Source organism: Glycomyces luteolus, from assembly GCF_027622875.1.
GTDB lineage: Bacteria > Actinomycetota > Actinomycetes > Mycobacteriales > Micromonosporaceae > Glycomyces > Glycomyces luteolus.
Genome location: NZ_JAPZVP010000008.1, coordinates 137,595 through 158,486 on the forward strand (window position 1 = coordinate 137,595; position 20,892 = coordinate 158,486).

The 20,892-nt window shown below is 69.9% G+C and carries 16 protein-coding genes; 5 read left to right on the forward strand and 11 right to left on the reverse strand.

Annotated elements, in window-relative coordinates; all coding sequences use genetic code 11:
• Positions 1-5 precede the first annotated feature (5 nt).
• Positions 6-596 carry a hypothetical protein gene (locus tag O1R50_RS12135; RefSeq protein ID WP_270110305.1) on the forward strand — a complete coding sequence of 197 codons (591 nt, stop codon included), beginning with the start codon at positions 6-8 and terminating at the stop codon, positions 594-596.
• Between the two features lie 58 nt (positions 597-654).
• Here the strand turns inward: O1R50_RS12135 and O1R50_RS12140 are convergent, their stop codons facing one another.
• The 4 genes from O1R50_RS12140 to O1R50_RS12155 all read right to left on the reverse strand — a co-directional run bounded on the left by O1R50_RS12140 (position 655) and on the right by O1R50_RS12155 (position 4,180).
• A complete protein-coding gene (locus O1R50_RS12140) occupies positions 655-1,437 on the reverse strand; it encodes an SGNH/GDSL hydrolase family protein (protein ID WP_270110306.1) in 783 nt (260 codons plus the stop codon).
• Between the two features lie 186 nt (positions 1,438-1,623).
• Positions 1,624-2,415 (reverse strand): SGNH/GDSL hydrolase family protein, encoded by a 792-nt coding sequence (locus tag O1R50_RS12145; RefSeq protein ID WP_270110307.1) that lies wholly within the window; start codon positions 2,413-2,415, stop codon positions 1,624-1,626.
• Positions 2,416-2,695: 280 nt separating this feature from the next.
• The gene (locus O1R50_RS12150) at positions 2,696-3,007 is read right to left on the reverse strand and encodes a hypothetical protein (RefSeq protein ID WP_270110308.1); all 312 of its coding nucleotides are present in this window, start codon (positions 3,005-3,007) and stop codon (positions 2,696-2,698) included.
• 231 nt (positions 3,008-3,238) lie between these two features.
• Positions 3,239-4,180, reverse strand: coding sequence for a DMT family transporter (locus O1R50_RS12155; protein ID WP_270110310.1), 942 nt, complete (start codon positions 4,178-4,180; stop codon positions 3,239-3,241).
• A gap of 223 nt (positions 4,181-4,403) precedes the next feature.
• Here O1R50_RS12155 and O1R50_RS12160 point away from each other — a divergent pair, with 223 nt between their 5' ends.
• The 3 genes from O1R50_RS12160 (at position 4,404) to O1R50_RS12170 (ending at position 9,522) form a co-directional block, all read left to right on the forward strand.
• Complete coding sequence (locus O1R50_RS12160; protein ID WP_270110311.1) at positions 4,404-5,060, forward strand: hypothetical protein; 657 nt, start codon at positions 4,404-4,406, stop codon at positions 5,058-5,060.
• Between the two features lie 387 nt (positions 5,061-5,447).
• The gene (locus O1R50_RS12165) at positions 5,448-8,360 is read left to right on the forward strand and encodes a glycoside hydrolase family 2 TIM barrel-domain containing protein (protein WP_270110312.1); all 2,913 of its coding nucleotides are present in this window, start codon (positions 5,448-5,450) and stop codon (positions 8,358-8,360) included.
• Between the two features lie 97 nt (positions 8,361-8,457).
• Entirely contained in the window at positions 8,458-9,522 is a 1,065-nt protein-coding gene (locus O1R50_RS12170; protein ID WP_270110313.1) for a LacI family DNA-binding transcriptional regulator, read from the forward strand.
• Positions 9,523-9,594: 72 nt separating this feature from the next.
• Here the strand turns inward: O1R50_RS12170 and O1R50_RS12175 are convergent, their stop codons facing one another.
• Both O1R50_RS12175 and O1R50_RS12180 read right to left on the reverse strand, forming a co-directional pair.
• A complete protein-coding gene (locus O1R50_RS12175) occupies positions 9,595-9,822 on the reverse strand; it encodes a CsbD family protein (RefSeq protein WP_270110314.1) in 228 nt (75 codons plus the stop codon).
• A 96-nt stretch (positions 9,823-9,918) separates the two neighbouring features.
• Entirely contained in the window at positions 9,919-11,529 is a 1,611-nt protein-coding gene (locus O1R50_RS12180) for a family 43 glycosylhydrolase (RefSeq protein WP_270110315.1), read from the reverse strand.
• An 82-nt stretch (positions 11,530-11,611) separates the two neighbouring features.
• Between O1R50_RS12180 and O1R50_RS12185 the strand changes: the two genes are divergently transcribed.
• Entirely contained in the window at positions 11,612-12,130 is a 519-nt protein-coding gene (locus O1R50_RS12185) for a GNAT family N-acetyltransferase (protein WP_270110316.1), read from the forward strand.
• Here the strand turns inward: O1R50_RS12185 and O1R50_RS12190 are convergent.
• The 5 genes from O1R50_RS12190 to pyk all read right to left on the reverse strand — a co-directional run bounded on the left by O1R50_RS12190 (position 12,127) and on the right by pyk (position 20,756).
• Positions 12,127-13,305 (reverse strand): sulfotransferase family protein, encoded by a 1,179-nt coding sequence (locus O1R50_RS12190; protein WP_270110317.1) that lies wholly within the window; start codon positions 13,303-13,305, stop codon positions 12,127-12,129. The genes O1R50_RS12185 and O1R50_RS12190 overlap by 4 nt on opposite strands.
• A 96-nt stretch (positions 13,306-13,401) precedes the next feature.
• On the reverse strand, positions 13,402-15,612 hold the full coding sequence (locus tag O1R50_RS12195) for an acyltransferase family protein (protein ID WP_270110318.1): 2,211 nt from the start codon (positions 15,610-15,612) through the stop codon (positions 13,402-13,404).
• A 316-nt stretch (positions 15,613-15,928) separates the two neighbouring features.
• On the reverse strand, positions 15,929-18,172 hold the full coding sequence (locus tag O1R50_RS12200) for an acyltransferase family protein (RefSeq protein ID WP_270110319.1): 2,244 nt from the start codon (positions 18,170-18,172) through the stop codon (positions 15,929-15,931).
• 262 nt (positions 18,173-18,434) lie between these two features.
• Positions 18,435-19,343, reverse strand: coding sequence for an acyl-CoA thioesterase (locus tag O1R50_RS12205; protein WP_270110320.1), 909 nt, complete (start codon positions 19,341-19,343; stop codon positions 18,435-18,437).
• A gap of 3 nt (positions 19,344-19,346) precedes the next feature.
• Positions 19,347-20,756, reverse strand: a complete 1,410-nt coding sequence (pyk, locus tag O1R50_RS12210) for a pyruvate kinase (protein ID WP_270110321.1) — start codon at positions 20,754-20,756, stop codon at positions 19,347-19,349.
• Between the last annotated feature and the right edge of the window lie 136 nt (positions 20,757-20,892).

Below are 20,892 nucleotides of genomic sequence, written 5' to 3' on the forward strand. Positions count from 1 at the left end.
ACTCCATGGCCATCTCCTTCAACACCACTGGACTCCAGCAACAGGACGCGACGACCTGGACCGACCCGCGCACCGGCGACGTCGCCAAGCTGATCGTCACGCGGGGGACCCCGTTTCCGGGTGAGTGGCTGTACGACCAGTCCGCGATGCAGCGCGGCTTCGCCGGCATGTCCGCCGAGCGCGGTTGCCTCATCGAGGTCGAACTCGTCAGCCTCGGCGGGGTCACCGCGGTGCGGCAGCTCATCAAGCTGCCGATCCCGAACGCGCCGAGCGGGCAGCTCTTCATGTCCATGTTCACGTTGGCGAAGGCGCCCCAGTACGCGCAGTTGATGTACATCGCCAAGGAAGCGGGCATGACGGGGATGCGCGAGGCCACGCTCATGGCGCAGCTCGGCTTCGACGACTGGACGATGCCGCACCCGTTCGACCCGCAGCTCCAGTCGCGCCTGCCGTTCCACCGCGGCGACGACCCGGCCTTCGACGCCCAGTTCCCCGACCACCCGCTCACGCGCACCCGCGCCTGGACCTGGAACGTGGGCCGCTACGCGGTCGTCGACCCGGGGTTCGCCGCGATCCCCGACAACTGGAACTCCTGAACCCGGCGCGCGAGGCGGGCCTGGCGGCGATGGCCGCCGGGCCCGCCTCGTCCGTTCGCTACAGGGCGCCCAGCACGGCCGGGAGGTAGCCGCCGCTGTGCCCGGAGGCCTTGGGGTGGTAGGGGACGTCGGTGAGGGTGAAGCCGTGCAGCCACGGCTGCTGGGAGCAGATCTCGTGGCCGGTGAACTCGTCGCGCACGTCCGCATAGGTGAACCCGTGGGCTTCGGCGGCCTCTTGGATGACCGCCGAGAGCACGTCCGCGCCGACGTTCATGCGCTGCTGCTCGGCGATGCTGATCGAGCCGAACGCGTCGCAGGTGTTCCGCGCCGCGAACAGCCGCGGGTAGCCGGTGACGACGACTTCGGCGTCAGGGGAGCGCGTCTCGATCTCGGTGTAGACCGCCTCGAGCTTCGCGGGCAGCTCCTCGGTGGCCTTGCGCTCGGCCTCCTGGATCGCCGGGGTGCAGTTCTGGAACGGGGTGATGCACGCAGTGATCGCCTCGGTCCAGCCGATGTCGTTGCCGCCGATGCCGATCGTCACCAGGTCGGTCTCGGCGTCGAGCGCCTGGACCTGCTCGGCGAGCACGTCGTCGGTGGTGGCGCCGCCGCAGGCGACGAAGGTGAACTCGGCGCCCAGCTCCGCGGCGAGGAGGGCGGGGTGGGCTTTGAGGGAGCGCTGGCAGGCCGCGTCGGTGTAGGGTCCGGCGCCCGAGCCCGAGGAGTAGGAGTCGCCGAGGGCGACGTAGTCGATGGCGGGTGCCTGCGCTTGGGCCGCAATGGGAACGGCCAGGAGTGCGAGGGCTGCGGCGGCGACGGTGGCCGCCCGGGGAAGTCGATGCATGGGGGGAGTTCCTTTGCGAGTCGTCGTTGACCTGCCACATATTGTGAACTCGCGAGTAACTTGCGGGGAACCCCTGCACCATCACAAATCGGGAACTTTACATATCTCATTCTATTTTCGGGCGTTGCAGGCGTTGCGCCGCAGGCCGTCGGCGGGGCGGACTCGCCGCGCCGCCGGCGTACTGCGTCAGGCGAGCGCCCGGACCACGGCCGGGTAGTAGCCGTCGCGGTGGCCCATCGCGGTCGGGTGGTAGGACTCCGCGGTCGGGTAGGCCAGGCCGTTGAGATAGGCGACGTCGTCGCAGATCGCGTGCCCGTCGAAGGCATCGCGCACGTCTACAAAGGTGAAACCGTGCTCCTCCGCCTTGTTCTGGAGGACCTCGGCGAGAAGATCTGCGGCCTCGTTCATGCGCACCTGCTCACCGACGTTCGGCTGCTTGAGCGCGCCGCAGGCGCTCTCGCCGTTGAACAGGCGCGGGTAGCCGAGCACGTAGACGTCGGCGTTCGGGGCGCGGTCCTCGATCGCGCCGTACGCGCCGTCGAGGAGCCCGGGCAGCTGGTTCTGCACGAGGGCTTCGGAGGCCTCAATCTCGTCCATGCAGTTCACGAACGGCGTGATGCAGGCCCTGGCCGCCCGCGCCCATTCGATGTCGTTGCCGCCGATGGTGACCGTGACGATGTCCGTCTCGGCGTCGAGCGCGCCGAGCTGCTGCGAGAGCAGATCGGCCGCCGTCGCCCCCGAGCAGGCCTCGAAGGCGAACTCCGCGCTGAGGCCTTCGGCGAGGAGCCGCGGGTACGCCTTGTCCGAGCGGCGGCACACCTCGTCGAAGTAGTCGCCGGTGCCGGTCCCGGAGGAGTATGAATCGCCAAGGGCCACATAGCGCGTCGGGTCGAACTCGGCCTCCGCCGCCGCGGCGGGCAGGAAGGCGAACGCGGCAGTTGCGGCGAGGGCCGCGGCCGCGAGGCGGGCAGGGATCATGCGTGCTCCGTTCCGATCAGGTACGTGGAGGAACGTTAATGCCCGAATAAGGCTGATCCTTGAGGAAACCGCTATAAATGGTGAAAACTGTCGGACACACGACGCAGGGGCCCTGCCGGTGCGGTGCGCGGCGCTGCCGCGGGTCCCGGTACGCCGAACGCACAGCGCCGCCGCGCCTGCTTCACGCGGTGCAGACGGCGCCTTTTCAGACCGTGCCTTTTCAAGACGCGGCGCCCGCGTCACGCTCCTCCCCTACGCTGGAGCCATGGGTGCATCGACGTCACCGCGCCGCCAGACCATGTCCGACCAGGCCCTTATCGAAGGCACCGGCGCGGACTGGAAGACCTGGCTCGCGCTCCTCGACGAACGCGGGGCGGCGCAGCTCGACCACGCCGCGATCGCGCGGATGCTGGTGCAGGAGTTCGAGGTCGACGGCTGGTGGGCGCAGTCCATCACTGTCGGCTACGAGCAGGAGCGGGGCATGCGCGAACCCGGGCAGCGGCCCGACGGCACCTTCAGCGCCACCGCTTCGAAGACCGTGGCCGGCTCCATAACCGACGCGTTCGAGCAGCTCGCCGACCCCGCCGCGCAAGCCGAATGGCTCGACGGCCTCGAACTGTCCCAGCGCAGCGCCGCACCGCCGAAGTCGGTGCGGTTCGACGCCTCGGACGGCACCCGCGTCCTCGCGAACCTCACGGCCAAGGGCGATGACAGGACCGCCGTCCAGATCGAGATCGCCAAGCTCGGCTCGGCCGAGGAGGCCGCCGCCGCGAAGGCGGCGTGGAAGGACCGCCTCGAACGCCTCGCGGAGCGCTTGGCGGGCTTAGCGTTTCCCCGCCGGAGCCGCGGCGTCCGTGGCCTCGACCGGCGGCTTGGGAGCCGCGCCCGCTTTCGCGCGTCCCCGCGAACGCGAGATCCCCACACCGACCAGCGCCAGCGCTCCGCCCGCGAGGGTCAACCAGGTCGGGACCTCGTCGAGGAGCAGCCAGGACAGGCCGACCACGATCGCGGGCACCACATAGGTCGTCGCGCCGAGCTTCCCCGCGGTCGTGAAGCGGAGGGCGTAACCCCAGGTCAGGAATGCCAGCGCGGTCGGGAACAGGCCGAGGTAGAGGACGTGGAGCGTCGCGGACGCCGGAGCGGACTCCAACTGGGAGAACAGGAGCGGTGCGAACGGCAGGCAGAGCACCGCGGCGATGGCGTTGCCGAACGCGGTGAACTGGAGCGAGGTGCAGTGCTTCAGGGTCGGCTTCTGGACGACGACGCTGATGGCGTAGGTGATGGCCGAGACCAGGCAGAGCAGGACGCCGAGGACCGACGAGGCGCCGTCGCGCGACATGGAGAGGCTGACGACGGCGACGCCCGCGAAGGAGATCGTGATGCCGAGGAACAGGCGGGGAGGGAAGCCCTCCTTGAGGATCCAGCCGCCGAGGAGGGCGATGAGGATGGGTCCGATGTTGACGATGAGCGCGGCGGTGCCGGCGTCGACGAGCTGCTCGCCCCAGTTGAGGGCGACCATGTAGAGGCCGAACCAGAGGATCCCGGCGGTGAGGATGCCGGGCCAGGCGGCGCGTTTGGGCAGGCCTTCGCGGCGGATCGCCCAGACGGCGAGGAGGACGACGGCGGCGACGCCGGCCCGGCCGAGCGTCAGCGGCCCGGGGTCGACGTGGCGGCCGGCGTCGCGGATCGACACGAACGCCGAGGCCCAGCACAGGACGGTGATGCCGATGGCGATGGCGGCGCGGGGGTTGAACTTGTCGCTCATGGGCAGTGGCTCCTCACGATGGCGCTGGCGGAGCTCTTTGGGTGGGCGGGCGGCTCCGGCCGGGGGGCGCTGGTGGCGCCTGGGTAAACCTAGCATCGGGAGTCCGATTCGGTTATCTGTTATTTGACTGTGTTCTCAGGCGGCCGCTTCGTTCGAAAGCGCGGCTCGGCGGGAACCCGATCCGGGTGCGCGGCGTCGAAGGGACATGATGGGACACAAGACTATGCAACGGTTCATCCCCGTCGCGCTGCTGCTGATGCTGGCGGCGTGCGGGCAGGGTTCGGGCGACGGCGGCGCGCACGACGGCGGGGCGGATTCGGCCGCCGACGATACGCAGCAGTCGGGTGAGCCGACACCGTCTTCGGACGCGGTGGTCTACCAGGCGGCGCTGACGGTGCTGCAGGGCGTCGAGCGGGACGCGGCGGAGCTGTGCGGCGCGGTGGCGGAGTCGTATCCGCCGCAGTGCGGGGGCCTGCCGGTCTCGGGCTGGGACTGGGACGCGGTCGCGCACGAGGAGGCCGAGGGGGTCCGGTGGGGCTCTTACGTGGTGACCGGGACGTTCGACGGGAAGTCGTTCGTGCTCACGGAGGACCCGGTGCCGACGGAGGAGATCGATATGGCGGACTACCCCGCGCTCCAGTACGAGGAGCCGGAGATCGGCGACCCGGCCGAGGATCTGAGTGCTGAAGAGCTGCAGGCGATCGCGGACGAGATCACGGCGGAGTTCCCGCGGTACGTCAACGGCGGCTGGGCCGACGACCAGAACGGGGTCGCGGTGATCGACACATTCCTGGTGACCCCGGAGCTGGAGGCGTTCGCGGCGGAGCACTATCCGGAGGACACGGTGGTGTTCGCGTCCATGCTGAAGCCCGTTGAATAGGGTGATATCGCGCGTTATGGCGATAGATACCCCCTAAGGGGCCCGGTCTCGGCGACGCTTGCGAGCCTTAGGTTTGCGGGACACAAATATGCCCGGGGGTCCGACATCGTTCACCACTCTTGAAACATGAACGTCTCCCGGGTATTGACTCCTCAATCGCCACCCTTAAGATAGAAACCGGTATCTATCCGGTCGGCCTGCCCTTTGAGACGGCGGGACCGGGCGCGGTAGACGCATCCGCCGCATGGCGGAGAATGAGCGGGCCCGCATCGCCGAACCGAGACGAGGCGGCCGCGCTGAAGCGCGGCAGCTCGGCGGCCGCGGGCTGGAAGTCCGGTCGACCCTCGGCCGACCGGGCGGATCGCATACTGGAAAGGGAACCTGGCGATGAGCCGAACCGATTTCACCTACGTGGAAAGCGTTAGCCCTGGCAGCGGGCGGCGCGATCCGCGGGCGGCGCTGGCCTCCGACGCCGCCGCGCTCAGCCTCGACGGCGAGTGGCGCTTCAACCTGGCCGCCGGCCTCCACGACACCACCGAGGGCTTCGAGGCCCCCGAATTCGACGCGGCGAACTGGGACACCCTCGCCGTCCCGTCGATGTGGCAGATGCACGACCTCGACGGCGACGCCCCCTACGGCAAGCCCGCCTACACCAACACGTACTACCCGTTCCCCGTCGACCCGCCCCGGATCCCCGACGCGAACCCCACCGGCGAATACCGCCGCACCTTCACCCTCCCCGCCGAATGGCCCGCCACCGGCCGCACCGTCCTCCGCTTCGAAGGCGTCGACTCCGCGTTCGCCGTGTGGGTCAACGGGGTCCTCCTCGGCGACGGCAAGGGCAGCCGCCTCCCCACCGAGTTCGACGCCACCGAACACCTCGCGGCGGGCGAGAACACGATCGCCGTCCGCGTCCACCAGTGGTCCGCCGCGTCCTATCTGGAGGACCAGGACATGTGGTGGCTCTCGGGCATCTTCCGCCCCGTCGCCCTCGTCCACCGCCCCGAGAACGGCATCGAGGACGTCTTCGCCCACGCCGACTACGACCACGCCACCGGACTCGGCACCCTGCGCGTCGAGACCACCGCGGGCGCCCGCGTCACCGTCCCCGAGCTCGGCATCGACATCGCCGCGGGTGAGACCGCCAGCGCCCCGGTCGAACCGTGGACGGCCGAGACCCCGCGCCTCTACGACGCCGTCGTCGCCACCGACGCCGAGCGCGTGAACCTCCGCATCGGCTTCCGCACCGTCACGATCGAGGACGGCCTCCTCAAGGTCAACGGCAGGCGCATCCTCCTGCGCGGCGTCAACCGCCACGAATGGGACCCCGACCACGGCCGCACCCTCTCCGTCGAGACGATGCGCCGCGACCTCGAGATCATGAAGCGGCACAACGTCAACGCCGTCCGCACCAGCCACTACCCGCCGGACCGCCGCTTCCTCGACCTCTGCGACGAGATCGGCGTCTGGGTCGTCGACGAATGCGACCTCGAGACCCACGGCTTCGTCCACCACGAGTGGCGGGACAACCCCAGCGGCGTTCCCATGTGGAGGGATGCCTACCTCGACCGCATGGCCCGCATGGTCGAGCGCGACAAGAACCACGCCTCAGTCATCATGTGGTCCCTCGGCAACGAGTCCCACACCGGCGACAACCTCGCCGCCATGTCGGAGTGGGCCAAGCAGCGCGACCCCGGCCGCCCCATCCACTACGAGGGCGACTGGGACTCCGGCTACGTCGACGTGTACTCCCGCATGTACGCCGACACCGCCGAGACCGACCTCATCGGCCAGAAGGCCGAAGGGCGCACCAAGGACCCGGCGCTCGACGAGCACCGCCGCAACATCCCGTTCATCCTGTGCGAGTACGCGCACGCCATGGGCAACGGCCCCGGCGGGCTCACCGAGTACCAGCGCCTGTTCGAGCAGTACGAGCGCTGCCAGGGCGGGTTCATCTGGGAGTGGATCGACCACGGCGTGCGCAGGCGCACCGAGGACGGCCGCGAATGGTTCGCCTACGGCGGCGACTTCGACGAGCCCCTCCACGACGGCAACTTCGTCATCGACGGGCTGATCTTCCCGAACCGCGAACCCTCCCCCGGTCTCGTCGAGTTCAAGAAGGTCATCGAGCCCGTCCGCATCAGCGTCCAGCCCGGCTCGCGCACCGTCACCGTCGCGAACCTCCGCGACTTCGCCGACACCGGCGACCTCGCGTTCACCTGGACGGTCGAAGACGAGGGCCGGGCCGTGGCCGAGGGCGAGCTCGAAGTCCGCGCCGTCGCCGCGGGCGAATCGGCGATCGTCGCCTTCCCCGCGGCCGTCGCCGCGCTCGCCCAGCCCGACGGCGAGCGCTGGCTCACCGTCCGCGCCGTGCTCGCCAAGGACGAGCCGTGGGCCGAGGCCGGGCACGAGATCGCCTGGGGCCAGTCGCGACTGGCCGGCGTCAGCGCGCCCGCCCCCAGCGGCGGCACCGCGCCCGTCGCCGAAGGCGGCGGCTACCGCCTCGGGGGCGCCGCGTTCGACGCCCTCGGACGCCTCACCGCGATCGGCGGCCTCGAGATCGAGGGCCCCCGCCTCGACCTGTGGCGGGCCCCGGTCGACAACGACCTGCTCGGCTGGACCTCCCAGCTGGCGCCCCGGTGGAAGGACCGCAATGCGGGCCTCGACCGCCTGGAACACAAGGTCCTCGACATCGAGTCCACTGCGGACGGTCTCACGGTGTCGACCCGGGTCGGCGCCGGCGGCGCCGAGATCGCCATGGGCGCCGTCTACCGGTGGCGGCTCGAAGGCGCCCGCCTGTGGCTCACCGTCGAGGTGAACCCCGAGGGCAAGTGGGACTTCCCGCTGCCGCGCCTGGGCGTGCGCGCCTCGGTGCCGAAGGCGCTCGACCAGGTCGAATGGTTCGGCGGCGGGCCCGGCGAGGCCTACGCCGACACCCGCGCGGCCGCCCGCGTCGGCCGTTTCCAGTCGACCGTGGCCGGGATGCAGACCCCGTACGTGTTCCCGCAGGAGAACGGCTCGCGCATCGACGTGCGCTGGGCCAGCCTCACGGGCGGGGGCAGGTCGCTCAAGGTGTTCGGTGCGCCGGAGTTCGCGTTCACCGCGCGCCCGTGGACCAGCGAGCAGCTCGAAGCCGCGAACCACACCTACGACCTGGTCGAAGGCGACCGCGTCTACGTCAACTTCGACGCCGCCCTGCAGGGCATGGGCTCGGCCGCGTGCGGCCCCGGAGTCCTGCCCCAGCACCGGCTGCTCCCCGAGGCCACGGCGTTCACGCTCGGCTTCGAGGTGACCGAGTAAGACCAATGCGACGGGTTCGCGCACAATGGAATCTGCGAGCGTGCACGACCCGGGTGCGGACCCGTCGCATCCCCGAGACCGGTGAGAGAAGGCCCCAGTGACCAAGAAGTCGAATACCGAGACGGGCAAGCGCCCCACGATCAGGGACGTGGCCGCCCGGGCCGGCGTATCGGTGCCGACGGTCTCGCGGGTCCTCGCCGGCAACTACCCGGTGGCGCCCGCGACCCGCGCGAAGGTGCTGCGCGCCATGCGCGAACTCGACTACGTGGTCAACGCCCACGCCCGCGCGCTCGCCGGGGCGACCACGAAGACCGTGGCGTTCGTGGTCGACGACGTGACCGGGCCGTTCTACGCGTACATCGCGCGCGGGGTCGAGCAGCAGGCCGCCTCAGAGGGGCGGCTGTGCCTGCTGTGCACCACGCACGGCGACCCGGAGCGGGAGCTGGCGGTCGTGGAGCTCATGCGCGAGCAGCACGCTGAGGCCGTGATCGTCGTCGGCGGGGCCTGGGACGACGAGAAGTACAACGAGCGGATGCGCTACTTCGCGTCGGCGCTGGACCGCTCGGGGTCGCGGCTGGTGCTGTGCGGGCGGCCCTCGCTGGGCGAGGACGTGCCCGCGACGGTGGTGCACTACGACAACGAGGGCGGCGCGTACGCCATGACCTCGCACCTGCTCTCGGCCGGGCACCGGGTCATCGCCTACCTGGGCACGGGCATCGGGCATTCCACAACCGACGAACGGGTGCGGGGTTTCAGGCGCGCGCACGCCGACTACGGCATCGAAGTCGACGAGTCCCTGCTGATCCCCGGCGAATTCTCCAAGCAGAGCGGTTTCGAGAGGACCCGGGAGCTCGTGTCGAAGCGCGACGACGTGACGGCGGTCTTCGGCGCCACCGACATGGTCGCGGCGGGCGTGCTCAAGGCCCTGCGCGAGGCCGGGATCGACGTCCCCAAGGACATGTCGGTGGTCGGCTTCGACGACATCCCGCTGGCCTCGGACCTCACCCCGGCACTCACCACCGTGCATGTGCCGCATGAGGAACTGGGCCGCGAGGCGGTGCGGCTGGGACTGCGCCGCGAGGCGTCGGCCCCCGACCAGGTCGTCCTCGGCACCCACATCGTGGTGCGCGAGTCGGTGGCCCCGCCGCCCCGCCGCGGATAGCGAAGACGTTTCGGGGCCGGGCCGCTGCGAGCGGCCCGGCCCCGATGCTGCGCGGTGGCGAGTGGGTCCCGGCTAGCGCCGGTCCTCGTCCTCGTCGCCGGTAAGGCGTTCCCTGGCTTCGTGGAGCTTCTCATCGCCCTTCTCTTTCAGGTCGTGCCACTCCTCCTTCGCCTTGCCCTTCAGCTCCTGCGCGCGCCCCTCGTTCGCGAGGCGCTCGTTGTCGGTCGCATCGCCGATCTTCTCCTTGGCGCGGCCGATGAGCTGTTCGGTCTTGTCCTTGGCCTTGTCGGTTCCACCCATGGCTTGCCGTCCCTTCTCGAACGGTGAATGCACGAAGGGTGTACCCGCTCAGCCTCCGGGCACACTTCGGCAGGTCAGGGCCGCTTCGGTGGGAATCTAGGAGGCAGGGCTGTAGGAGGCGTAGTCGAAATCGGCGAAACCGCCCTCTGCCGCGAAGTCCTGGACCCAGAGGCCGACGAACGCTCCGGTGAAGCCGAAGGCGTGGAGCAGACCGGGTTCGACCCAGGTGGCGTGCTCGTCGGAGAGAATGGTCGCGTCGCGTTCCTCGTGCAGTTCCGTCCAGGTTCCGGGCTCTCCGGAGGCGTGGTCGCAGTAGGCGAATCGCAGGACCGGACCGTCGAAGACGACGCGCAGGTCGAGCGTCGGGCCGACCTCGGCCACGGTGGCGAACGTGCGGCGGCCGCGGTCGGCGCTCACGAGGCTGAGCGTGCGCCGCCCCTGTTCGAGGCCTACTTGCAGGTAGTGCCAGTTGTAGGTGTTGTAGTAGGCGGTTATCCCGGCCGTCTGGTCGGCGGTCCGCGGGTCGAATGCGAGTCCCGCCTCGAAGACGCCGCGCTTGGCGGTGACGCGCTGCGCGACGAGGCTGGGGGTGCGCTTCCCGTACGGCGACTGGCCCCCGGTGACGCGCAGATGCGAGGGACGCGCGGTGAGGCTGAGCCAGGCCGGGTCGGCGTGGCGGCGGAGGGTGTTCCAGCGCGGGTCGAGGCGCGGGCCGTCGAAGTCGTCGCGGGCCGGCGCGTCCGGCCAGGGATGCGGCGCCACGTCCGGGGCGGGGACTTCCAACGCCGGTGCGGCGCCGTCGATCCGGGGCCAGCCGTCGGCCCAGGAGACGGCGGCGATGGCGGTCTCGCGGCCGAGGACGCAGCGGCCGGTGGCGTCGCGCTCGCGGGCGCTCTGGGGGAGGCCGTCCTCGACCTCGGTGTAGGGCCGCGAGGTCAGGTATGTCATGTACCACTCCCCTGCCGGGGTCGTGGTGAAGCAGCCGTGACCGGCCTTCTGCAGCGGCAGGTCGAGCTTGTCGCGGGTGGTGAGCAGCGGGCCGTTCGGATCGAGTTCGTAGGGACCCAGGAGGTTCCGGGAGCGGGCGACGATCGCGCCGTGGTTGAAGCCGGTCCCGCCCTCGGCGCAGAGCAGGTAGTACCAGCCGTCGGCCTGGTACAGGTGCGGGCCCTCGGTGTTGCCCGCCGGGCTCGTTTCGAGGAGCAGCGTCGGCTCGCCCATGGCCTTGCCGTCTTCGAGCCGCTGGATCTCGACGCCCTTGAAGCCCGTGATCATGTTGAGGAGCCACGTGGAGCCGTCGTCCTCATGGAAGAGCGCGGCGTCGAAGCCTCGTCCGGGCAGGCGGATCGGGTCGGTCCATGGTCCGTCGATCGACTCGGCGGTGGTCAGGTAGTTGGCGCAGTCCTTGTAGCCGTAGGCGTAGTTGTCGAGGACCGAGAAGACCAGGTGGAAGCGGCCGTTCGCGTACGTGAGGTCGGGCGCCCAGACCCCGCCCGAATCGGGGACGCCGGTGAGGTCGAGCAGCCGCGGCGAGTCGGCGACCCCGCCGAGCGGCCGCCAGTGCCGCAAGTCCCTCGAATGGTGCAGGCGGATGCCGGGGCACCATTCGAAGGTCGAGGTCGCCAGGTAGTAGTCCTCCCCGACGCGGACGATCGAAGGATCGGGGTGGAAGCCCGGCAGGACGGGATTGCGGATCACGTCGTTCACGGAACTCGATTCAACCGGTTCGCAGCCGAGTTTGCAAGCGCTATCCCATGGAATCGTCGGTCCCTCGGGGCAGAATCTTCTGGTGACTCGCGATTTCCAGATCCGCCCCATCACCCCGGCTGAACACGATGCGCTCGGCGAAGTGTCGATCCGCTCCTATCTCGAAGGCGGGCTCCTGCTCAAGGGCCTCGACGACCCCTACGCGCCGAACCTGCGCGACGTCGCGCTCCGGGCCGCCTCCTCGACGGTGCTCGTCGCCGCCGACGAGCGCGGGGGCGAGGACGGCGCCCTGCTCGGCGGCGTCACCCTCGCCTTCCACGGCAGCCCCATGGCGCAGCTGGCCGGGCCCGGCGAGGCCGAGATCCGGATGCTCGCCGTCGAACCCGCCGCGCAGGGCCGCGGCGTCGGCTCGGCGCTCGCGGCCGCGTGCGTCGAACAGGCCCGCGCCGACCCCGGGACCAAGAGCGTCGTCCTCTGCGCGCTGCAGGACCTGGCGAACGCGCACCGCGTGTACACCCGCCTCGGATTCGCGCGCGCGACCGACCTCGACTGGTCGCCGGTGCCCGACGTGCTCCTGTGGGGCTTCCGCCTCGATCTCTAGAGGAGCGCCCTGAACGCCCGCTTGTAATCGCCGAGCGCCTGGTCGACCTCGCCCTCGCTGAGGCCGTACCGGGCCAGGTCGTACCGGTGCTGGGTCGGCCGGGCCGCCAGCGCCGCGTCGAGCGCGTCCGCCTCCGTGCTCCCCCAGGGCGCGCCGAGGTGGTCGAAGAGCTGCGGCATCCGCTCGCGGGCGCGGTCGGTGAGGTCGCGGTAGGGCACGTCGACCACGGCGTACGCGGGCATGCGGGCGCGGGCGGCGCGGGCGCGGTCGAGGCCGGTAGCGAAGAGCCCCAGCCAGGTCCGGCCGATCTCGTGGGGGTCGATCTCGGCGGTGTTCATGGCGGTGGCGGTCTCGGTCATCGAGCAGAGCGAGGCGAGGGCGACGGCCGGGTCCCGGTGGGTCCACAGGATCTGGGCGTCGGGGAAGGCCTTGACGAGCGCGTTGAGGTTCCACAGGTGCGCGGGGGCGCGGAGGACCCAGCGGCGGCGCGGGCGGCCGTGCTGGAGCACTTGGAGGGTCTGCTTGAGGTAGCGGTAGTCGGGGGTGTAGTCGCGTTCGAGTATCCACTGGACGTAGCCGGGGGGCTGGGCGCGCACGAGGTGGGCGATGCCGTGCGGGAGGACCCAGACGTCCGCGTCGGGTTTCTGCGGGTGCATGTCGTAGACGGCGCCGAAGGTGGGGATGGCCTTGCCGAGGAAGTCGGTGGCGCGCTCGGCGCGGCGCAGGTGGTCGGCGGTGTCGAGGTCGGCGTGCATGAGCTCGTACATGAGGGGCGCGCGGTGGTCGGCGGGGACGGCGAGGAGTCGCTGGAGCATGGTGGTGCCGGTGCGGGGGACGCCGGTGACGACGATGGGTCGGCTGATGGGCTCGTCGGCGATCTCGGGGTTGAGGGCGTGGAGTTTGCGGATGCGGAGGCGGTTCTCGAGGCGGTCGGTGACCTCCTGCTGGACGGCGACCCAGCCGGTGAGGGTGAGGTCGGGGATGTCGGCGTAGCCGGCGAGGAGGGCGCGCATGTCGTCGATGAAGGCGTCTTCACCGTGGGCGGTGGAGCCGGTGCGGTGCTCGGCTTCGCGTACCGCGCGGTCGAGGAGGCGGTCGATCTTCTTGCGGCGTCCGGCGATGGCGGGGGTGAGCACGGTGTTGACGGCCCTGAGCCAGGGTGAGACGCGTTCCATCCTTAACACTCCTTTTGCCCCGCTTGGAAATTGAGGTGAGCCTACATTCAGGATCGAATGCGGGCCCACCTCAGTGCGGCGCAGTGTGTCGTGGAGCTATCGCGATCCGGGTGCCGCCGCCTCGGCCGCGAGCGGGATCATGGCGGCGATCCGCGGGGTGAGCAGGGACACGAATCTGGGTGCGAGGTGGTTGGAGTCGCGGTAGACGAGGAGGTTGCCGACGATGACGGGACACGTGCGCCGTTCGAGGTCGCACACCCAGGGTGTCGGGTCGACGACGTTCGCGCCGGCCTCGGCGACGGCCGCCATGGTCGCCTCGCGCCGTTCGGGATCGACGTTGGAATCGTCGACGTGGCCGATGCAGACGCTGGCGTTCTGGGGGTTCTCGGCGAGGCAGCCGGGCACGTTCAGGCCGATTTCGGGATTGTCGGCCAGGTAGTAGACCTCGCCCGCCACTTCCTGGAGTCGGTCGACGGTCTCGACCCACCCGTCGGTCCAGGCCTGGTCGGGGTCGTCGGCGATGACGTCCTTGCGGTCGTATGCGGTCGCGACGACCACGTCGGGTTTGATCTCGGCAAGGTAGTCGAGCACGTCCTCCTTCCAGTCCTCGCATTCGGTGTACTCGCGTTCGAGTATCGGATCGTGCTCCTGGATGTCCGCGACCGTGCAGTTGGCCTTCGTCATCGTCAGCAGCCGCCAGCCGGAGGCCGTGGCGGACTGGTTGAACGCCGGGAACCATTGGCCGGCATGGGAGTCGCCGTAGATGACGATGGTCTTGTCGCCGTCGGGGTCGCCGTACCAGCAGTCCTCGTTGACCTCGGGGTCGTTCCGGTCGACCTGGCACCCGTCCTCGTAGAGGGCCGGGACGTCCGCCACCGCGTCGTCCAATGAGGGCGTGAGGTTGGCCGGGACGATGTCGGTGTCCGAGGATTCGCCGAGGAGCTCCCAGACGGTGGTCTCGTTGCCGGTGATCTCGACGGCCTCGTCACTGGACTGGTTCGGCAGGGGCTGCGCGTACATGAACAGCGATGCGGCGAGGGCGGTGGCGATCAGGCCGCCGCCCATCGCCAGTGCCCGGGAGGGCACCTGGACCAGGGGCTTGCGCGTCCTGATCGGGTTCTCGACCAGGTAGAAGGTGGCTACGGTGACGAGGAGCGCCCCGGCCATGAGGACCAGGTAGTGGCGCAGGCGCACGTCTTCGAGACCCATCACCGTCGGACCGATCATGATGAACGGCCAGTGCCAGAGGTAGAGCCCGTAGGAGATCTTGCCGACGAACTGCGCCGGTCTGATCCCGAGCAGCGTCTGGGCGCCGAAGCGGTGCGGGACGCAGCCGGCGGCGATGACGAGCGCGGTGCCGGCGACGGGGAGCAGCGCCGCGGTCCCCGGGAAGACGGTGCGCTCGTCGAGGACGAACACGGACGCGGTGATAGCGGCCAGACCTGTCCAGGAGCCGAGGGCGGCGGCCCATCTGGGGACGGACCGGAGCAGGCCCGCTCCGACGGCGATGAGGGCGCCGACGGCGAGTTCCCAGGCGCGGGTGTGGATGCCGAAGTAGGACCAGACCGGGTCCGACTGCGTCCAGTTGGCGCTCATCCAGAACGAGACGCCCGCGGCGATGACGAGGAATACGGCGATGGCGATGGTTCGGCCGGGCCCGCGATGGCGGTGGCGCGCGGTGGTGAACTTGCCGGGCTTGCTGAGCTTGGCGCCGAGGACGGCGATCGCGAGGAGGATCAGCGGCCAGGCGAGATAGAACTGCTCCTCGACCGCGAGCGACCAGAAGTGCTGCAGCGGCGAGGGCACGGTTTCGGCGTTGAGGTAGTCGGTGCCCTCCTGCGCCAAGCGGATGTTGATGACGTTGAGCGCGGCGGTGGCCGCGTCGACGGCGGTCTCACCCAGCCTGGTGCGGGGCAGCCAGATCCAAGCGGCGAGCAGCGTCGCGAGGAGGACCGTGGCGGCGGCCGGGAGGAGCCGCACGGCGCGGCGGGCATAGAACCCGGCGATCGAGACGGTCCCGGTCTTGTCGATCTCGCGCAGGAGCAGCGAGGTGATGAGGAAGCCCGAGATGACGAAGAAGACGTCGACCCCGATGAAACCTCCGGCCGTGTACGGGAAGCCGATGTGGGCGGCGATGACGACGCCCACGGCCAAGGCCCTGAGGCCCTCGATGTCGGGCCGCCAGTGGCCGGGGCGAGCGCCGGACCGGCTCACGGCCGCCGGGTCGCGCTGGGCGATCCGCTGGATCTGGACGGTTTCGTGGTCCTGTCCTGCGGGGTTGGGGACGGCGGGGTCCTTCGACGTCAACGCTGAGTCTGTTGCGCTGGTCAGACGCATAAGTGATCGGTCTCCGAACGGTTCACCGGGCATCGGACTCCCAGCCGGGCAGGGCTGGGCTGACTGGGGGGCAGGGTCTCACCGGGGCGGGGTCTCACCGGGGCGAATGACGACCTTAACACTGCCCTCCGAACGGGAGCCACTCTCTCATCAGGTGATCGATCATTCAGTCTCAGCGTCGCGGAATGGTTTCGCACCGTGATGTGACGGGCGCCCTCCGCGCGAAGACGAGGTGAGCCTGCATTCAGGATCGAACGCGGGCCCACCTCTGCGGTGTGTCGTGAAGCTACCGGGTCTCGGCCGGCTGCGCCTCCAGCGGGACCGCCGCGGCGACTTGCGGTGCGAGTTCGGCGACGAAGCGCGCTGACAGGTGGTTGGTGTCGCGGTAGACGAGGAGGTTGCCGACGACGACGGGGCAGGTGCCCTGGTCGATGTCGCACAGCCACGGCACAGGGTCGACCACGTTGGCGCCGGTGCCGTCCACGGCCTCGATGAGTTCCTCGCGGCGTTCGGGTTCGACGATGGATTCGTCGAGGTCGCCGACGCAGACGCTGGCGTGCTCGGGGTTCTCGGCGAGGCAGCTCGGCGGGTCTTCCGGGAGGCGGGGCGAGCCGGCCATGTAGTACACGTCGTCGGCGGATCGCTGGAGCCGTTCGACGGTGTCGACCCAGCCGTCGATCCAGGCCTGGTCCGGGTCGTCGGCGACGACCTCCTTCGCGTCGTAGGCGGTGGCGAGGACGGCGTCGGGCTGGAGTTCGTCGAGGAGGTCGAAGGCCTTCTCCTTCCATTCCTCGCATTCGGTGTACTCGCGTCCGAGCTTCGGGTCGATCTCGACGACGTCGGCGACGGAGCAGTTGGCCTTGGTCAAGGTCTTGAGTTTCCAGCCGGCGGCCTCGGCCATCTGGTTGAGTGCGGGGAACCATTGGGCGGCATGGGAGTCGCCGAACAGGACGATGGTCTTCCCGCCGTCGGGGTCGCCGTACCAGCAGCCGTCCTCGTCGAGCTCGGTGCTGTCGCGTTCGGTGACGCAGCCGTCGTCGTAGAGGGTGGGCTCGTCGTCGACGGCCTCTTCCAATGCGGGGGTGAGGTTCGCCGGCACTGTGTCCACATCGGATGATTCGCCGAGCTGCTCCCAGACGGTGGTGTCGTTGCCGGTGATCTCGGCGGCCTCGTCGTTCTCCTGGGTCGGCATGGGCTGCGCGGCCATGAACAGCGAGGCGGCGAGGGCGGTGGCGATGAGGCCGCCGCCCATGGCGAGCGCCCGGGACGGCACCTGGACGAGCGGGCGCCGGGTGCGGATCGGGTTCTCGATGAGGTAGAACGTGGCGATGGTGAGCAGGAACGCGACGCCCATGAGAACGAGGTAGTGGCGCACGCGCACGTCGTCGAGTCCCCATACGGTGGGGCCGATCATGATGAGCGGCCAGTGCCAGAGGTAGAGGCCGTACGAGATCTTGCCGACGAACTGGGCGGGACTGATGCCCAGGAGCACGGTCGCGCCGAAGCGGTGCGGAGCGCATCCGGCGGCGATGACGAGCGCGGTGCCTGCGACGGGGAGCAGCGCCGCGGTGCCGGGGAAGACGGTGCGCTCGTCGAGGACGAACACGGACGCGGTGATGAGCGCGAGCCCGGCCCAGGAGGCGAGCGCGGCGGCCCACTTGGGAGCGAAGGCCCGGATGCCCCCGGCGGCGACGGCGATGAGCGCGCCTACGGCGAGTTCCCATGCGCGCGTGTGGATGCCGAAGTAAGACCAGATCGGGTCCGACTGCGTCCAGTTGGAGCTCATCCAGAACGAGACGCCCGCGGCGATGACGAGGAACGCCGTGATGGCCGCGGTGCGGCCCGGTCCCCGGTGGCGGTGGCGAGTGGTGGTGAACCTTCCGGGCTTGCCGAGCTTGGCGCCGAGGAACGCGATGGCCAGCAGGACGAGCGGCCAGACGATGTAGAACTGCTCTTCGACCGCGAGCGACCAGAAGTGCTGCAGCGGTGAGGGATCGACCGCGGCGTTGAGGTAGTCGGTGCCTTCGCGCGCCAGCCGGATGTTGATGACGTTGAGCGCGGCGGTGGCCGCGTCGGCGGCGATCTCGCCGAGCCTGGTGCGGGGCAGCCAGATCCAGGATGCGACGAGCGTTGCGAGCAGGACCGTGGCGGCGGCGGGCAGGAGCCGCACGGCGCGGCGGGCGTAGAACCCGGCGATGGACACGGTGCCCGTCTTGTCGATCTCGCGCAGGAGCAGCGACGTGATGAGGAAGCCCGAGATGACGAAGAAGACGTCGACGCCGACGAATCCCCCTGCCATGTAAGGGAAGCCGATGTGGGCGGCGATGACGGCGCCCACGGCCAGGGCCCTGAGGCCTTCGATGTCGGGCCGCCAGTGGCTGGGGCGCGCACTGGTCGGGCTCTGGTTGTTCTCCTGGTCCCGCCGGCCGATCCGCTGGATCTGGACGGTCTCGGGATCCCGCTCTGCTGATATGCGGGCGGCGGCGTCCGCAGACGTCTTCGCCGGTTCTGTTGCGTTGGTCAGACGCATAAGTGATCGGTCTCCGAACGGTTCACCGGGCATCGGACTCCCAGCCGGGCAGGGCTGGGCTGACTGGGGATCGGGGTCTTACCGGGGACGAACGCCGACCCTAACATCGCCCGCCGCATGGGATCCACCCCCTCCGAAACGGTGATGTATCCCTCAGCTGCAGCGTATCGGGGTTGCTACGCCACGCGAAACGACGAGGGCGCCCCGGTGTTCGGGAGCGCCCTCGTCGTGCGTTGTCGTCCGTTTCAGTGACCGCTTGGCCCTAGGGGACTCCGGGGGGTTCCGGGGTCTGGCGGAGCAGGCCTTCCTGCGTGGCCGAGGCGAGGTGCACCCCGTCCGCGTCGAAGAACCGGCCCTGGGCCAGGCCGCGGCCGTCGGCGGCGGTCGGCGACATCGAGTCGTAGAGGATCCAGTCGTCGAAGCGGAACGGCCGGTGGAACCACAGGGCGTGGTCGAGGCTCGTCCCGAGGTAGCCGCCGGGGCCCCAGACCTCGCCGTGGCGGGACAGGACCGAGTCCAGCAGGGTCAGATCGGAGGCGTAGGTGAGCACGCACACGTGGATGAGCGGGTCGTCGGGCAGTCGGCCGTCGGCCTTCATCCACACCCGCTGGTGCTCCTGCGCCGGGCGCTGGCCCGAGGCCGAGAAGCCCGAGCCGCCACCGGCGTAGCGCACGTCGATCGGGCGCGGGACGCGCGACCAGATGCCGAGGCGGTCCGGGTGGGACTTGAGCTGCTCGCTCAGCGGCGGGATGTCCTCGGGCCGGGCCAGGCCGTTCGGGGCCGGGTCCGAGTGCTCGAGGCCGCGCTCGCCGGTGTGGAACGAGGCGGACATGAAGAAGATCGTCTGCCCGTTCTGCAGCGCTACCGTACGGCGTACGGAGAAGGAGCGGCCGTCGCGGATGTTCTCGACCTGGTAGACGATCGGCTTCGTCGAGTCGCCGGGGCGCACGAAGTAGCCGTGCAGCGAGTGCACCCGCCGGTCGCCCGGGACGGTGCGCCCGGCGGCGACCAGGGCCTGACCGGCGACCTGGCCGCCGAAGACCCGCTGGTGGGCCCCTTCGGCGCGCGGGCCCCGGTACAGGCCCTTGTCGATCTCCTCGAGGTCGAGGACGCCGAGGAGCGAGTCCACGGCGTCCTGGCCTACGAGGACTTCACGCCCTGAGCTGTGCAACGGTCAGGAGCCGATCTGGTGGACCCGGACGGTGTTCGTCGAACCGGGGGTCCCGGCCGGCGTGCCGGCCACGATGACGACGAGGTCGCCCGGCTGCGCCAGGTGGTGCTCCTGCAGGGTCTTGTCGACCAGTTTGAACATCGCGTCGGTGTGGTCCACGTGCTCGACCAGGTAGGAGTCGGTGCCCCAGGACAGCGCCATCTGGTTGCGGACGCTCTCGATCGGGGTGAGCCCGTAGATCGGGCGGTCCGGCTTGAGGCGGGCGAGGCGCTTCACGGTGTCACCGGTCTGGGTGAACGCGACGAGGGCCTTCGCGCCGATCGCGTCGGCGATCTCGGCGGCCGCGTGGGTCACCGCGCCGGACTTCGTCTTCGGGTCGTGCTCCATCGCGCGCAGCGGGATCGGGCCGCCCTCGGTGGTCTCCACGATCTTGGCCATGGTGCGCACGGTCCCGATCGGGTACTTGCCGACCGAGGTCTCACCGGAGAGCATCACGGCGTCGGTGCCGTCGAGGACGGCGTTGGCGACGTCGGAGACCTCGGCGCGGGTGGGCCGGGCGTTCTCGATCATCGAGTCGAGCATCTGGGTCGCCACGATGACGGGCTTCGCGTTCTCGCGGCAGAGGCGCACGATCTCCTTCTGCACGATCGGGACCTCGTCGAGGGGCATCTCGACTCCCAGGTCGCCGCGGGCGACCATGACGCCGTCGAAGGCCCGGACGATCTCCTCGAGGCGCGCGACGGCCTCGGGCTTCTCGACCTTCGCGATGATCGGGCGGCGCACGCCGACCTCGTCCATCACCTTGTGGCCCAAGCGGACGTCGTCGGGGGTGCGCACGAACGACATCGCGATGAGGTCCACGCCGAGGTTCAGCGCGAACTTCATGTCGGAGATGTCCTTCTCGGACAGCGCCGGCACGGAGATGTTCACGTTCGGCAGCGACAGGCCCTTGTTGTTCGAGACCGGGCCGCCCTCGACCACGAGGCACTCGACGTCGGTGTCGTCGGCGCTGAGCACTTCGAGCGCCAGCTTGCCGTCGTCCACCAGGAGGCGGTCGCCCTTGGAGACCTCGGCCGGCAGCTTCTTGTAGGTGCAGGAGACGCGGTCGTGGGTGCCGTCGACGTCGTCCGAGGTGATCTTGATGCGGTCGCCCGCGTCCCACTGCTCGGTGCCGTTGGCGAAGGTGCCCAGGCGGATCTTGGGGCCCTGCATGTCGGCCAGGATGGCGACGGGCTTCCCGGCGGCATCGGCGGCCTCGCGGACCATCTGGTAGACGGCCTCGTGGTCGGACTGGGCGCCATGGGAGAAGTTCATGCGGGCGACGTTCATGCCGGCGTCGATCAGGCCGGCCATACGCTCGGGCGTGGCCGTGGCAGGCCCGATGGTGCAGACGATTTTTGCTCTACGAGTCACCCTGCGAGCTTATATCGGACGCCTGCTCGCACTCGCAGGGTCTCCGCAGTTGAGAGGTGGAATTCACCGGTGCCGGAATGCAAAACAAACGTAGGCGGAATTGAGCGCGAGTAAATATTTACCGCGCTCAATTCCG

What these genes read in the sequence shown, in the direction of transcription:
- O1R50_RS12140 (WP_270110306.1), bottom strand. Translation starts at nt 1,437, where the DNA reads ATGCATCGACTTCCCCGGGCGGCCACCGTCGCCGCCGCAGCCCTCGCA.
- O1R50_RS12135 (WP_270110305.1), top strand. Translation starts at nt 6, where the DNA reads ATGGCCATCTCCTTCAACACCACTGGACTCCAGCAACAGGACGCGACG.
- O1R50_RS12165 (WP_270110312.1), top strand. Translation starts at nt 5,448, where the DNA reads ATGAGCCGAACCGATTTCACCTACGTGGAAAGCGTTAGCCCTGGCAGC.
- O1R50_RS12145 (WP_270110307.1), bottom strand. Translation starts at nt 2,415, where the DNA reads ATGATCCCTGCCCGCCTCGCGGCCGCGGCCCTCGCCGCAACTGCCGCG.
- O1R50_RS12160 (WP_270110311.1), top strand. Translation starts at nt 4,404, where the DNA reads ATGCAACGGTTCATCCCCGTCGCGCTGCTGCTGATGCTGGCGGCGTGC.
- O1R50_RS12175 (WP_270110314.1), bottom strand. Translation starts at nt 9,822, where the DNA reads ATGGGTGGAACCGACAAGGCCAAGGACAAGACCGAACAGCTCATCGGC.
- O1R50_RS12155 (WP_270110310.1), bottom strand. Translation starts at nt 4,180, where the DNA reads ATGAGCGACAAGTTCAACCCCCGCGCCGCCATCGCCATCGGCATCACC.
- O1R50_RS12190 (WP_270110317.1), bottom strand. Translation starts at nt 13,305, where the DNA reads ATGGAACGCGTCTCACCCTGGCTCAGGGCCGTCAACACCGTGCTCACC.
- O1R50_RS12200 (WP_270110319.1), bottom strand. Translation starts at nt 18,172, where the DNA reads ATGCGTCTGACCAACGCAACAGAACCGGCGAAGACGTCTGCGGACGCC.